The organism is Caballeronia sp. A2-2 (genome assembly GCF_057612605.2).
The window spans coordinates 83,924-98,659 of record NZ_CM172587.1 but is presented as its reverse complement, the minus strand read 5'-3'; the positions used below and the strand labels follow the sequence as shown (position 1 = coordinate 98,659).

The 14,736-nt window shown below is 60.0% G+C and carries 13 protein-coding genes; all 13 read left to right on the top strand.

Translation table 11 applies throughout. The features are described 5' to 3' along the window. Positions 1-13 precede the first annotated feature (13 nt). The 13 genes from rpoC to rplV all read left to right on the top strand — a co-directional run bounded on the left by rpoC (position 14) and on the right by rplV (position 14,732). On the top strand, positions 14-4,255 hold the full coding sequence (rpoC, locus tag ACZCWR_RS00540) for a DNA-directed RNA polymerase subunit beta' (protein WP_487301827.1): 4,242 nt from the start codon (positions 14-16) through the stop codon (positions 4,253-4,255). Between the two features lie 182 nt (positions 4,256-4,437). Further along, positions 4,438-6,285, top strand: a complete 1,848-nt coding sequence (gene recQ / locus ACZCWR_RS00535; protein WP_487301826.1) for a DNA helicase RecQ — start codon at positions 4,438-4,440, stop codon at positions 6,283-6,285. A gap of 229 nt (positions 6,286-6,514) precedes the next feature. Then, on the top strand, positions 6,515-6,895 hold the full coding sequence (gene rpsL / locus ACZCWR_RS00530) for a 30S ribosomal protein S12 (RefSeq protein WP_006053290.1): 381 nt from the start codon (positions 6,515-6,517) through the stop codon (positions 6,893-6,895). A gap of 181 nt (positions 6,896-7,076) precedes the next feature. Then, positions 7,077-7,547, top strand: a complete 471-nt coding sequence (gene rpsG, locus ACZCWR_RS00525) for a 30S ribosomal protein S7 (protein ID WP_006053291.1) — start codon at positions 7,077-7,079, stop codon at positions 7,545-7,547. A gap of 130 nt (positions 7,548-7,677) precedes the next feature. Beyond that, on the top strand, positions 7,678-9,780 hold the full coding sequence (fusA, locus tag ACZCWR_RS00520) for an elongation factor G (protein ID WP_487301825.1): 2,103 nt from the start codon (positions 7,678-7,680) through the stop codon (positions 9,778-9,780). Between the two features lie 66 nt (positions 9,781-9,846). Continuing rightward, positions 9,847-11,037, top strand: coding sequence for an elongation factor Tu (gene tuf / locus ACZCWR_RS00515; RefSeq protein ID WP_487301824.1), 1,191 nt, complete (start codon positions 9,847-9,849; stop codon positions 11,035-11,037). Positions 11,038-11,175: 138 nt separating this feature from the next. Then, entirely contained in the window at positions 11,176-11,487 is a 312-nt protein-coding gene (gene rpsJ / locus ACZCWR_RS00510) for a 30S ribosomal protein S10 (protein WP_006998489.1), read from the top strand. A gap of 196 nt (positions 11,488-11,683) precedes the next feature. Next, on the top strand, positions 11,684-12,343 hold the full coding sequence (rplC, locus tag ACZCWR_RS00505) for a 50S ribosomal protein L3 (protein WP_487303199.1): 660 nt from the start codon (positions 11,684-11,686) through the stop codon (positions 12,341-12,343). Continuing rightward, a complete protein-coding gene (gene rplD, locus ACZCWR_RS00500) occupies positions 12,343-12,963 on the top strand; it encodes a 50S ribosomal protein L4 (protein ID WP_487301823.1) in 621 nt (206 codons plus the stop codon). The genes rplC and rplD overlap by 1 nt, the downstream gene beginning before the upstream one ends. Further along, the gene (rplW, locus tag ACZCWR_RS00495) at positions 12,960-13,274 is read left to right on the top strand and encodes a 50S ribosomal protein L23 (RefSeq protein WP_487301822.1); all 315 of its coding nucleotides are present in this window, start codon (positions 12,960-12,962) and stop codon (positions 13,272-13,274) included. The genes rplD and rplW overlap by 4 nt, the downstream gene beginning before the upstream one ends. A gap of 2 nt (positions 13,275-13,276) precedes the next feature. Further along, the gene (rplB, locus tag ACZCWR_RS00490; RefSeq protein WP_487301821.1) at positions 13,277-14,104 is read left to right on the top strand and encodes a 50S ribosomal protein L2; all 828 of its coding nucleotides are present in this window, start codon (positions 13,277-13,279) and stop codon (positions 14,102-14,104) included. A 10-nt stretch (positions 14,105-14,114) separates the two neighbouring features. Continuing rightward, complete coding sequence (rpsS, locus tag ACZCWR_RS00485) at positions 14,115-14,390, top strand: 30S ribosomal protein S19 (protein ID WP_035506764.1); 276 nt, start codon at positions 14,115-14,117, stop codon at positions 14,388-14,390. A 12-nt stretch (positions 14,391-14,402) separates the two neighbouring features. Then, a complete protein-coding gene (gene rplV / locus ACZCWR_RS00480; RefSeq protein WP_011490054.1) occupies positions 14,403-14,732 on the top strand; it encodes a 50S ribosomal protein L22 in 330 nt (109 codons plus the stop codon). The last annotated feature ends 4 nt before the right edge of the window (positions 14,733-14,736 follow it).

The following is a 14,736-nucleotide window of genomic DNA, read 5'->3' as shown; positions in this document are numbered from 1 at the left end:
CGGAGAGAAAGCAATGAAAGCTCTGCTCGATCTATTCAAGCAAGTCCAACAAGAAGAAGTTTTTGATGCGATCAAGATCGGCCTCGCGTCGCCCGACAAGATTCGTTCTTGGTCGTTCGGCGAAGTGAAGAAGCCGGAGACCATCAACTACCGCACGTTCAAGCCGGAGCGGGATGGTCTGTTCTGCGCGAAGATTTTCGGTCCGATCAAGGACTACGAATGCCTGTGCGGCAAGTACAAGCGGTTGAAGCATCGCGGCGTGATCTGCGAGAAGTGCGGCGTCGAAGTGACGCTGGCGAAGGTGCGTCGCGAACGGATGGGCCATATCGAACTGGCTTCGCCCGTCGCGCACATCTGGTTCCTGAAGTCGCTGCCGTCGCGTCTGGGCATGGTGCTCGACATGACGCTGCGCGACATCGAACGCGTGCTGTACTTCGAAGCATACGTGGTGATCGATCCGGGCATGACGCCGCTGAAAGCGCGGCAGATCATGACCGAAGAGGATTACTACAACAAGGTCGAAGAATACGGTGACGAGTTCCGCGCCGAGATGGGCGCGGAAGGCGTGCGTGAACTGCTGCGCGCGATCAACATCGACGAACAGGTCGAGATGCTGCGCACCGAACTCAAGAACACGGGTTCGGAAGCGAAGATCAAGAAGTACGCGAAGCGCCTGAAAGTGCTCGAGGCTTTCCAGCGTTCGGGCATCAAGCCCGACTGGATGGTGCTCGAAGTGCTGCCGGTGCTGCCGCCGGAACTGCGTCCGCTCGTGCCGCTGGATGGCGGCCGTTTCGCGACGTCGGATCTGAACGACCTGTATCGCCGCGTCATTAACCGTAACAACCGCTTGAAGCGTCTGCTCGAACTGAAGGCGCCTGAAATCATCGTCCGCAACGAAAAGCGGATGCTGCAGGAAGCCGTCGATTCGCTGCTCGACAACGGTCGTCGCGGCAAGGCCATGACGGGCGCGAACAAGCGTCCGCTGAAGTCGCTCGCCGACATGATCAAGGGCAAGGGCGGTCGTTTCCGTCAGAACTTGCTCGGTAAGCGCGTGGACTATTCCGGCCGTTCGGTGATCGTGGTTGGTCCGACGCTCAAGCTGCATCAGTGCGGTCTGCCGAAGCTGATGGCGCTCGAACTGTTCAAGCCGTTCATCTTCAACAAGCTGGAAGTGATGGGTGTGGCTACCACCATCAAGGCTGCGAAGAAGGAAGTCGAGAACCAGACGCCGGTGGTGTGGGACATTCTCGAAGAAGTCATTCGCGAACATCCGGTCATGCTGAACCGCGCGCCGACGCTGCACCGACTCGGCATTCAGGCTTTCGAGCCGGTGCTGATCGAAGGCAAGGCCATTCAGCTTCACCCGCTCGTCTGCGCGGCGTTCAACGCCGACTTCGACGGTGACCAGATGGCTGTTCACGTTCCGCTGTCGCTCGAAGCGCAGTTGGAAGCGCGCACGCTGATGCTGGCGTCGAACAACGTCCTGTTCCCGGCCAACGGCGATCCGTCGATCGTGCCGTCGCAGGATATTGTGCTGGGCCTGTACTACGCATCGCGTGAAGCGGTGAACGGCAAGGGCGAAGGCATGACGTTCACGGGCGTGTCGGAAGTCATCCGCGCGTACGAGAACAAGGAAGTCGAGCTGGCTTCGCGCGTCAACGTGCGTATCACCGAAATGGTGGCGAACGAGGACACGAGCGAAGGCGCGCCGAAGTTCGTGCCGAAGATCTCGTTGTTTGCGACCACGGTCGGCCGCTCGATCCTGTCGGAAATTCTGCCGCCGGGTCTGCCGTTCACGGTGCTGAACAAGCCGCTGAAGAAGAAGCAGATTTCGCAGTTGATCAACACGGCGTTCCGCAAGTGCGGTCTGCGCGAAACGGTGATCTTCGCCGACCAGCTCATGCAAATGGGCTTCCGTCTGGCAACGCGCGCCGGTATCTCGATTTGCGTGGACGACATGCTCGTGCCGCCGCAGAAAGAAACCATCGTCGGCGATGCCGCGAAGAAGGTGAAGGAATACGACCGTCAGTACATGTCGGGTCTCGTCACCGCGCAGGAACGCTACAACAACGTGGTCGATATTTGGTCGGCGACGTCGGAAGCGGTCGGCAAGGCGATGATGGAACAGCTCGCAACGGAGCCGGTGGTCGATCGTGACGGCAAGGAAACGCGTCAGGAATCGTTCAACTCCATCTACATGATGGCCGACTCGGGCGCACGCGGTTCCGCGGTCCAGATTCGTCAGCTCGCCGGTATGCGCGGCCTGATGGCGAAGCCGGACGGCTCGATCATCGAAACGCCGATCACGGCGAATTTCCGTGAAGGCCTGAACGTGTTGCAGTACTTCATCTCCACCCACGGCGCTCGTAAGGGTCTGGCGGATACGGCGTTGAAGACCGCGAACTCGGGTTACCTCACGCGTCGTCTGGTCGATGTGACGCAGGATCTGGTCGTCGTCGAAGAAGATTGCGGCACGTCGAACGGCGTGGCGATGAAGGCGTTGGTCGAAGGCGGTGAAGTCGTCGAAGCGCTGCGTGATCGTATTCTCGGTCGCGTCGCGGTGGCGGACGTCATCCATCCGGAGACGCAGGAAACGCTGTACGCGTCGGGCGATCTGCTCGACGAAGACGCGGTGGAAGAAATCGAGCGTCTGGGTATCGACGAAGTGCGCGTGCGCACGCCGTTGACCTGCGAAACGCGTTATGGCCTGTGCGCGTCGTGCTATGGCCGCGACCTGGGTCGTGGTTCGCGCGTGAACGTCGGCGAAGCGGTGGGCGTGATCGCTGCTCAGTCGATCGGCGAGCCGGGCACGCAGCTGACCATGCGTACGTTCCACATCGGTGGCGCGGCATCGCGTGCGGCGGTTGCATCGACTGTGGAAGCGAAGTCGAACGGTACGGTGCGCTTCACGGCCACGATGCGTTACGTCACGAATGCGAAGGGCGAGCAGGTCGTCATCTCGCGTTCGGGCGAGGCGATCATCGCGGATGACTTCGGTCGCGAGCGTGAGCGTCACAAAGTGCCGTACGGCGCAACGCTGCTGCAACTCGACGGCGCGCAGATCAAAGCCGGTGCGCAATTGGCTCAATGGGACCCGCTGACGCGTCCGATCATCACCGAGTACGGCGGTACGGTGAAGTTCGAAAACGTCGAAGAAGGCGTGACCGTTGCGAAGCAGATCGACGACGTGACCGGTCTTTCGACCCTGGTCGTGATCGACGTGAAGCGTCGTGGTTCGCAGGCTTCGAAGAGCGTGCGTCCGCAGGTCAAGCTGCTCGACGCGAACGGCGAGGAAGTGAAGATCCCGAACACCGAGCATTCGGTGCAGATCGGCTTCCAGGTCGGCGCACTGATCACCGTGAAGGATGGTCAGCAAGTGCAGGTCGGTGAAGTGCTGGCACGTATCCCGGTTGAAGCGCAGAAGACGCGTGACATTACCGGTGGTCTGCCGCGCGTGGCCGAACTGTTCGAAGCGCGCTCGCCGAAGGACGCCGGCATTCTGGCGGAAGTCACGGGCACGACGTCGTTCGGTAAGGACACGAAGGGCAAGCAGCGTCTGGTCATCACGGACCTCGAAGGCAATCAACACGAGTTCCTGATCGCGAAGGAAAAGCAGGTGCTGGTGCACGATGGTCAGGTCGTCAACAAGGGCGAAATGATCGTCGATGGTCCTGCCGATCCGCACGATATCTTGCGCTTGCAGGGTATCGAGGCGTTGTCGCGCTACATCGTGGACGAAGTGCAGGACGTGTACCGTCTGCAGGGCGTGAAGATCAACGACAAGCACATCGAAGTGATCGTGCGTCAGATGTTGCGTCGTGTGCAGATCGTCGATAACGGCGATACGCGCTTCATTCCGGGTGAACAGGTCGAGCGTTCGGACATGCTGGACGAAAACGACAAGATGATCGCGGAAGACAAGCGTCCGGCGTCGTACGACAACGTGCTGCTGGGTATCACGAAGGCATCCTTGTCGACGGATTCGTTCATCTCGGCGGCGTCGTTCCAGGAAACGACCCGTGTGCTGACCGAAGCCGCGATCATGGGCAAGCGCGACGATCTGCGTGGTCTGAAGGAAAACGTGATCGTCGGCCGTCTGATTCCGGCGGGTACGGGTCTCGCGTTCCACAAGGCGCGCAAGACCAAGGAGTCGGCGGATCGCGAACGCTTCGACCAGATCGCTGCCGAAGAGGCATTCGATTTCGGTACGCCGGAAACACCGGCAGCGGAGCAGCAGCCGCACACGAACGAGTAAGCGTTCTAAGCTCGTAGCTGTATTGAAACCGCCTGGCTTCGGCCGGGCGGTTTTTTTTCGTCTGCTGCTTTTTCGGCTGTCTTACCCTCTGCCGAATGGCCAAGTGTTTTTCTACGCGGTTACGCGGTCGGAAGCATTGCTAGAATTCGTTATCTCCACGCCGCATCCCACGCCTTCGCCTAATGTCCCGCGCACTCGAAATCCTCAACGAAATCTTCGGCTACCCCGCGTTTCGCGGCCAACAGGCGGAGATCGTCGAGCATGTCGCGAGCGGCGGCGATTCGCTGGTTCTCATGCCGACGGGCGGCGGCAAATCGCTGTGTTATCAGATTCCGTCGCTCGTGCGGCGCGAGTCGGGGTTGGGCGCGGGCATCGTCGTATCGCCGCTGATCGCGTTGATGCAGGATCAGGTTGCCGCGCTCACGGAAGTGGGCGTGCGGGCGGCTTATCTGAATTCGACGCTTTCAGGCGCCGAAGCTGCGGCAACCGAACGCGCGCTGCGTAATGGCGAGATCGATCTGCTTTACGTCGCGCCCGAACGGCTCATGACGCCGCGCTTTCTCGAATTGCTGGAAAGCGCACCGGTTGGCTTGTTCGCGATCGATGAGGCGCACTGCGTGTCGCAATGGGGACACGACTTTCGGCCTGAATATATTCAGCTGTCCGTTCTTCACGAGCGCTTTCCGGACGTGCCGCGCATCGCGCTGACCGCGACTGCGGATGCGATCACGCGCGATGAAATCGTGCATCGCCTGGCGCTGGATGATGCGCGTATCTTCGTTTCGAGCTTCGATCGGCCGAACATCCGCTATCGAATTGTCGAGAAGGACAACGCGCGCGCGCAATTGCTCGATTTCATCCGCGCCGAGCACACGAACAAGGACGGGACGACGGACGCCGGCGTGGTCTATTGCCTGTCGCGTCGCAAGGTCGAGGAAACCGCGGACTGGCTGAAGGCGCAGGGCGTGCGCGCGCTGCCGTATCACGCGGGCATGGAGTTCGAGAAGCGCCAGCGGCATCAGGAGATGTTCCAGCGCGAGGAGGGCATCGTGATGTGCGCGACGATTGCGTTCGGCATGGGCATCGACAAGCCGGACGTGCGGTTCGTCGCGCATCTGGACTTGCCGAAGAGCGTCGAAGGCTACTATCAGGAAACCGGGCGCGCGGGACGCGACGGCATGCCCGCCAACGCGTGGATGGCGTACGGTCTCGGCGATGTCGTCCAGCAACGCAAGATGATCGACGAATCCGACGCGGACGACGCCCACAAGCGCGTTCAAACCGGCAAGCTCGATGCGCTGCTCGGGCTGTGCGAAGCCGCCGCATGCAGGCGCGTGCGTTTGCTCGGATACTTCGGCGAATCGAGCGCGCCCTGCGGCAATTGCGATACGTGCCTCGAGCCGCCCGCATCGTTCGATGCAACGCGTGAGGCGCAAATGGCGCTGTCCTGCGTGTATCGCGCGCACAAGGCGAGTGGCTTTCACTTCGGCGCAGGTCATCTGATCGACATCCTTCGTGGAACGCGCAGTGAAAAGGTGCTCCAGCGCGGCCACGACAAGCTCACTACGTTTGCCGTAGGCGCGGCGCTTTCCGAACAGGAATGGCGTGCGGTCTTCAGGCAACTGGTTGCGTTCGGCTATCTGGCGGTCGATCACGACGGCTTCGGCGCACTCGTCCTGACCGATGCCAGCAAGCCAGTCCTGAAGGGCGAAGAACGCGTGACCCTGCGCAAGTACGTGAAACCCGTGCGCACCCGCCAGACCTCGACGCGCACGGGCGAACGCGCGGACCCGACCGCTGGCATGTCGCCGCGCGAAAAAGCGCGCTGGGAGCGCTTGCGGACCTGGCGCTCGGAGACTGCGAAGGCGGATGGCGTCCCGGCGTATGTCATTTTTCATGACGCCACGCTCGCTGAAATCGCACGGAACGATCCCGACACGATCGACGATTTGCGGCACATTCCCGGCATTGGCGTGCGAAAACTCGAACGTTTCGGCGATGAATTGCTCGATGTGGTCGGCACGGAATAACGCTCCGAGCGCCTCGCGTCCTGCCGACGCTGCGAAATCCCGGTTAACGTATTGACCCGATTGGGATTTTCAGAATATCATGCTAGGTTCTCGATCTTGGTCCATTTTCGGACCCGGCCTAGTGCCGGATGCCGTCACGGAAACCCGGTGAAGGAACATCCAACACGCGGTTCTCGGCGCTTTGCCCGCTTCGAATTGCGTGGAAATTTCTTATTTATCTGGAATAGCTATGCCAACCATCAATCAACTGGTTCGCAAAGGCCGCACGTCGGAAACGACGAAAAGCAAGTCGCCGGCCCTGCAGGACTGCCCGCAGCGTCGTGGCGTGTGCACTCGCGTGTACACCACGACGCCGAAGAAGCCGAACTCGGCACTCCGTAAGGTCGCCAAGGTGCGCCTGACGAACGGCTTCGAAGTCATTTCGTACATCGGTGGTGAAGGCCATAACCTGCAGGAACACTCGGTCGTGCTGATTCGCGGCGGTCGTGTGAAGGACTTGCCGGGTGTGCGTTACCACATGGTTCGCGGCTCGCTGGATACCCAGGGCGTCAAGGATCGTAAGCAGGCTCGCTCGAAGTACGGTGCGAAGCGTGCCAAGGCTGGCAAGTAAGTCGCTGGTCTGAAGTGTTTCAGGTCGCCGCAAGGCGGTTTTAGGCGGTGGTGCCGGAATAGCCGGTGCTGTCGAGTAAGTGGTCACCCGGCCAAGCTGGTTTAGTCGAAGAGATGGATCGGGTTTGTTGGTGGCCGCGGGGCGAAGACATCGCTCCAACTGAAAAAGTAAAGGAAGAATCATGCCGCGTCGTCGCGAAGTCCCCAAGCGGGAAGTGTTGCCGGATCCGAAGTTCGGCAACGTAGATGTAGCCAAGTTCATGAACGTGCTGATGCTCTCAGGCAAGAAGTCGGTTGCCGAGCGTATCGTGTACGGCGCTTTTGAACAGATCCAGACCAAGGGTGGCAAGGACCCGCTGGAAGTGTTCACGGTTGCGCTCAACAACGTGAAGCCGGTGGTCGAAGTGAAGAGCCGTCGCGTTGGTGGTGCCAACTATCAGGTTCCGGTCGAAGTGCGTCCCTCGCGTCGTATGGCATTGGCGATGCGTTGGTTGCGCGAAGCCGCGAAGAAGCGCAGCGAGAAGTCGATGGCCCTGCGTCTTGCAGGCGAACTCTCCGAAGCGGCCGAAGGCCGTGGCGGCGCGATGAAGAAGCGCGACGAAGTTCACCGCATGGCAGAGGCCAACAAGGCATTCTCGCACTTCCGTTTCTAAGCACCCGCTCATAGGGCAAACGGAAATTCAGGGCGGGTGCGCTACTCCAGGCGCCTCGCCCGTTTGTGTTAGAACGCTTCGGCTCATTGACAAAAAATGAGGCCGTGCGTTGACCGAAAAAGGATCCAAAGTGGCTCGCAAGACACCTATCGAGCGCTACCGCAATATCGGTATTAGCGCTCACATCGACGCCGGCAAAACGACGACGACCGAGCGCATCCTGTTCTACACGGGCGTGAACCACAAGATCGGCGAAGTGCACGACGGCGCCGCGACGATGGACTGGATGGAGCAGGAGCAGGAACGCGGCATCACGATCACATCGGCTGCCACGACTGCCTTCTGGAAGGGCATGGGCGGCAACTATCCCGAGCACCGCATCAACATCATCGACACGCCGGGCCACGTCGACTTCACGATTGAAGTCGAACGCTCGATGCGCGTGCTCGACGGCGCGTGCATGGTCTACTGCGCGGTGGGCGGTGTGCAGCCGCAGTCGGAAACCGTGTGGCGTCAGGCGAACAAGTACAAGGTTCCCCGTCTCGCGTTCGTCAACAAGATGGACCGTACCGGCGCGAACTTCTTCAAGGTCTACGAGCAACTGAAGACGCGTCTGAAGGCGAACCCGGTTCCCGTCGTGGTGCCGATCGGCGCTGAAGACACGTTCACGGGCGTGGTCGACCTGATCAAGATGAAGGCGATCATCTGGGACGAAGCTTCGCAAGGCACGAAGTTCGACTACGTCGATATTCCGGCTGAACTCGTCGACACGTGCAATGAGTGGCGCGAGAAGATGATCGAGTCGGCGGCCGAAGCTACCGAAGAGCTGATGGAAAAGTACCTCGGCGGCGAAGAGCTGACCGAAGCGGAAATCGTCAAGGCGATTCGCGACCGGACCATTGCTTGCGAAATTCAGCCGATGCTGTGTGGCACCGCGTTTAAGAACAAGGGCGTGCAGCGCATGTTGGACGCTGTGATCGACTTCCTGCCGTCGCCGATCGACATTCCGCCGGTTACAGGCGAACTCGAAAGCGGCGAGAAGGGCGAGCGTCGTGCATCGGACGACGAGAAGTTTTCGTCGCTGGCGTTCAAGATCATGACTGACCCGTTCGTCGGCCAGTTGATCTTCTTCCGCGTGTACTCGGGCGTCGTGAATTCGGGTGACACCGTCTTGAACGCGACCAAGGACAAGAAGGAACGTCTGGGCCGTATTCTGCAGATGCACGCGAATCAGCGCGAAGAAATCAAGGAAGTGCGCGCCGGCGACATCGCGGCGGCTGTGGGCCTGAAGGAAGCAACCACGGGCGACACGTTGTGCGATCCGCAGCATCCGATCGTGCTCGAACGCATGATTTTCCCGGAGCCGGTGATTTCGCAGGCTGTCGAGCCGAAGACCAAGCCTGACCAGGAAAAGATGGGTCTGGCGTTGAATCGTCTGGCTCAGGAAGATCCGTCGTTCCGCGTTCAGACGGACGAGGAGTCGGGCCAAACCATCATTTCGGGCATGGGCGAGCTCCACCTCGAAATTCTGGTTGACCGTATGCGCCGCGAATTCGGCGTGGAAGCGACTGTCGGCAAGCCGCAGGTTGCTTACCGCGAAACGATCCGCAGCAAGGCGGAAGACGTCGACGGCAAGTTCGTCAAGCAGTCGGGCGGTCGTGGTCAGTACGGTCACGCGGTCATCACGCTTGAGCCGAACGAGCAAGGCAAGGGCTACGAGTTCCTGGACGAGATCAAGGGCGGTGTGATTCCGCGCGAATATATCCCGGCGGTGGACAAGGGTATCCAGGAAACGCTGAAGTCCGGCGTGCTGGCTGGCTTCCCGGTCGTCGACGTGAAGGTTCACCTGACGTTCGGTTCGTACCACGACGTCGACTCGAACGAAAACGCGTTCCGCATGGCCGGCTCGATGGCCTTCAAGGAAGCGATGCGCAAGGCAAGCCCGGTCATCCTCGAACCGATGATGGCTGTGGAAGTCGAAACGCCGGAAGACTACATGGGCAACGTGATGGGCGATCTGTCGGGCCGTCGCGGTATCGTCCAGGGCATGGAAGACATGATTGGCGGCGGCAAGATCGTTCGCGCGGAAGTTCCGCTGTCGGAAATGTTCGGCTATTCGACCTCGCTGCGTTCGCTGACTCAAGGCCGTGCAACGTACACGATGGAGTTCAAGCATTACTCTGAAGCTCCGCGTAACGTCGCCGACGCGATCATCAACGCCAAGGGCAAGTAAGCCCGCAAGTCATTCGGCGCAAGCCACAAGCTTTAACCGATAACCAAACTCTGAAAGAAGGTAATCATGGCAAAAGGTAAATTCGAGCGGACCAAGCCGCACGTGAACGTGGGCACGATCGGTCACGTTGACCACGGCAAGACCACGCTGACGGCAGCGATCACGACGGTGCTGACGAAGAAGTTCGGCGGCGAAGCGAAGGCATACGACCAGATCGATGCGGCGCCGGAAGAAAAGGCACGTGGTATCACGATCAACACCGCGCACGTCGAGTACGAAACGGCTAACCGCCACTACGCACACGTCGATTGCCCGGGCCACGCCGACTACGTGAAGAACATGATCACGGGCGCCGCGCAGATGGACGGCGCAATTCTCGTGTGTTCGGCCGCTGACGGCCCGATGCCGCAAACGCGTGAGCACATCCTGCTGGCGCGTCAGGTCGGTGTGCCGTACATCATCGTGTTCCTGAACAAGTGCGACATGGTGGACGACGCCGAGCTGCTCGAACTCGTCGAAATGGAAGTGCGCGAACTCCTGTCGAAGTACGACTTCCCGGGCGACGACACGCCGATCGTGAAGGGTTCGGCCAAGCTCGCGCTGGAAGGCGACACGGGCGAGCTGGGCGAAGTGGCAATCATGAGCCTGGCCGACGCACTGGACACGTACATCCCGACGCCGGAGCGCGCAGTCGATGGCGCCTTCCTGATGCCGGTGGAAGACGTGTTCTCGATCTCGGGTCGCGGCACGGTGGTGACGGGTCGTATCGAGCGCGGTGTGGTGAAGGTTGGCGAGGAAATCGAAATCGTCGGTATCAAGACGACGGTGAAGACCACTTGCACGGGCGTGGAAATGTTCCGCAAGCTGCTCGACCAAGGTCAGGCAGGCGACAACGTCGGTATCCTGCTGCGCGGTACGAAGCGCGAAGACGTGGAGCGTGGCCAGGTGCTGGCTAAGCCCGGTTCGATCACGCCGCACACGCACTTCACGGCTGAAGTGTACGTGCTGAGCAAGGACGAAGGCGGCCGTCACACGCCGTTCTTCAACAACTACCGTCCGCAGTTCTACTTCCGCACGACGGACGTGACGGGCTCGATCGAGCTGCCGAAGGACAAGGAAATGGTGATGCCGGGCGACAACGTGTCGATCACGGTCAAGCTGATTGCTCCGATCGCCATGGAAGAAGGTCTGCGCTTCGCTATCCGTGAAGGCGGTCGTACCGTCGGCGCGGGTGTCGTCGCGAAGATTATCGAGTAACATCTCGAGTTCGCTTGTTGTTGGCGTACTGAAGTAATGTGACCGGGGCCGGATGTTCGCCCTCAGCGGATGTCCGGTCCCTCGCTCTTTTGCCAAATCGGCGGTGCAACACCGCCTCGCTCTTTTCAAGGAATCGTCATGCAAAACCAGAAAATCCGCATCCGTCTGAAGGCGTTCGACTATCGTTTGATCGATCAATCGGCAGCCGAAATCGTCGATACGGCGAAGCGGACTGGCGCGATCGTCCGTGGCCCGGTGCCGCTGCCGACGCGTATTCAGCGTTTTGACATCCTGCGTTCGCCGCACGTCAACAAGACGTCGCGCGACCAGCTCGAAATCCGTACGCACCAACGTCTGATGGACATCGTCGATCCGACGGACAAGACCGTCGACGCGCTGATGAAGCTCGATCTGCCGGCTGGCGTGGACGTCGAAATCAAGCTGCAGTAACGCAAAAAGCTCCGCTGGCGGCTGCAAAGCCCGCAGACGGAGCTAAGTCTTTGATTGCTTGCAGAAAACGAAAAGCCTTGTTATACTCCAAGGCTTTTCGCGCATATGCGCTTGAAAAAACCGGCCCAGTCTTCCGTGACGAAGCCGGCACTTGTAAATCAGCCCCGACCAATCGCAGTCGGGAATGGAGAAAACGATGAGCCTTGGACTCGTAGGTCGCAAGGTTGGCATGACCCGTATCTTCACGCCTGAAGGGGATTCGATTCCCGTCACCGTGCTGGACGTGTCGGACAACCGCGTGACGCAGATCAAGACCGTTGAAACGGATGGTTATACCGCCGTTCAGGTTGCATTCGGTGCTCGCCGCGCATCGCGCGTGACGAAGCCGCTGGCGGGTCACCTCGCCAAAGCCGGTGTTCAAGCCGGTGAAATCCTCAAAGAATTCCATATCGATTCGGCCAAGGCAGGTGAGCTGTCGAACGGCGCCGTTATCGGTACGGACATTTTCGAAGTTGGCCAGAAGGTCGATGTGCAGGGCGTGTCGATCGGTAAGGGCTACGCCGGTACCATCAAGCGCTACAACTTCGCATCGGGTCGTGCATCGCACGGTAACTCGCGTTCGCATAACGTTCCGGGTTCGATCGGTATGGCGCAGGATCCGGGTCGTGTGTTCCCGGGCAAGCGCATGACGGGTCACCTCGGTGACGATACCGTGACCGTGCAGAATCTCGAAATCGCCCGCATCGACGCAGAGCGCAAGCTACTGCTCGTCCGCGGCGCTGTTCCGGGTGCGAAGGGCGGCAAGGTCTTCGTGACCCCCGCCGTCAAGACGCGTGCCGTGAAAGGAGCGAAATAATGGAACTTAAGCTCCTGAATGCCAATGGTCAGGAAGGCGCTGGCGTGAACGCATCGGACGTCGTGTTCGGTCGCGATTACAACGAAGCCCTGATTCACCAGATCGTGATCGCCTATCAGGCGAACGCACGTAGCGGCAACCGCGCGCAGAAGGATCGCGAGCAGGTCAAGCACACCACCAAGAAGCCGTGGCGTCAGAAGGGTACGGGCCGCGCTCGTGCCGGTATGTCGTCGAGCCCGTTGTGGCGTGGCGGTGGTCGGATTTTCCCGAACTCGCCGGAAGAAAACTTCTCGCACAAGGTCAACAAGAAGATGCATCGCGCAGGCCTCTGCTCGATCTTCTCGCAGTTGGCTCGCGAAGGGCGTATCTCGGTGGTTGAAGACTTCGCGCTCGAAGCTCCGAAGACCAAGCTGCTGGCCGAAAAATTCAAGGCAATGGGTCTCGAATCCGTGTTGGTCATCACCGATACGGTTGACGAAAACCTGTACCTCGCGTCCCGCAACCTGGCCCACGTGGCAGTTGTCGAGCCGCGTTACGCCGACCCGCTCTCGTTGATCTACTTCAAGAAAGTGTTGATCACGAAGGCTGCGGTCGCTCAGATCGAGGAGTTGCTGTCATGAGCGAGATTCGCAAAAACGATCATCGTTTGATGCAAGTTCTGCTCGCGCCGGTGATCTCCGAAAAGGCGACGCTGGTTGCCGACAAGAACGAGCAAGTCGTGTTCGAAGTCGCACCGGACGCCACGAAGCAGGAAGTGAAGGCTGCTGTCGAGCTGCTGTTCAAGGTCGAAGTCAATTCCGTTAATGTGCTCGTCACGAAGGGCAAGGCCAAGCGTTTCGGCCGCAACCTCGGCAAGCGCAAGGACGTGAAGAAGGCCTACGTCTGCCTGAAGCCCGGTCAGGAAATCAACTTTGAAGCGGAGGCCAAGTAATCATGGCAATCGTAAAAGTTAAGCCGACCTCGCCGGGTCGCCGCGCGATGGTCAAGATCGTCAACAAGGAACTGCACAAGGGCAAGCCGCACGCTGCGCTGCTCGACGTGCAATCCAAGTCGGCGGGCCGTAACAACAACGGCCGTATCACCACGCGTCACCAGGGTGGTGGTCACAAGCAACACTACCGTATCGTCGATTTCCGTCGCAACAAGGACGGCATCCCGGCGAAGGTCGAACGTCTTGAGTACGACCCGAACCGTAGCGCGAACATCGCGCTGGTTCTGTACGCAGACGGCGAGCGTCGCTACATCATCGCGCCGAAGGGCGTGGCGGTCGGCACGCAGCTGATGTCCGGTTCGGAAGCGCCGATCCGTGCAGGCAACACGCTGCCGATCCGCAACATCCCGGTCGGTACGACGATCCACTGCATCGAGATGCTGCCGGGCAAGGGCGCGCAAATGGCGCGTTCGGCTGGTACGTCGGCCATGCTGCTGGCGCGTGAAGGCGTCTACGCTCAGGTGCGTCTGCGCTCGGGCGAAATCCGCCGCGTGCACGTCGAGTGCCGCGCAACCATCGGTGAAGTCGGCAACGAAGAGCATAGCCTCCGTCAAATCGGCAAGGCTGGTGCGAATCGCTGGCGCGGTATCCGTCCGACGGTGCGTGGTGTTGCAATGAACCCGGTCGATCACCCGCACGGCGGTGGTGAAGGCAAGACGGCTGCAGGTCGCGATCCGGTGAGCCCGTGGGGCACGCCGACGAAGGGCTATCGTACCCGCAGCAACAAGCGCACGACGACGATGATCGTCCAGCGCCGTCACAAGCGTTAAGGAGTAGGCAATGACACGTTCTGCTAAAAAAGGTCCGTTCTGCGACGCTCATTTGCTGAAGAAAGTTGAGTCGGCTGCAGCTACGCGCGACAAGAAGCCGATCAAGACCTGGTCGCGTCGCTCGACGATTCTGCCGGATTTCATCGGTCTGACGATCGCCGTTCACAACGGCCGTCAACACGTTCCGGTGTATGTCACGGAAAACATGGTCGGCCACAAGCTTGGCGAGTTCGCATTGACCCGTACGTTCAAGGGTCACGCGGCCGACAAGAAGGCCAAGAAATAAGGGGCAATCAAGATGGAAGTGAAAGCAATTCATCGCGGTGCCCGCATCTCGGCGCAGAAGACGCGCCTTGTGGCTGACCAGATTCGTGGTTTGCCGGTCGACAAGGCGCTGAACGTTCTGACGTTCTCGCCGAAGAAGGCGGCGGGTATCGTCAAGAAGGTCGTGCTGTCTGCGATCGCGAATGCGGAACACAACGAAGGCGCCGATATCGATGAGCTCAAGATCACGAGCATCTACATCGACAAGGCTGCTTCGCTGAAGCGTTTCACCGCACGCGCCAAGGGTCGCGGTAACCGCATCGAGAAGCAATCCTGTCACATCACTGTGACGGTCGGGAATTAAGGAG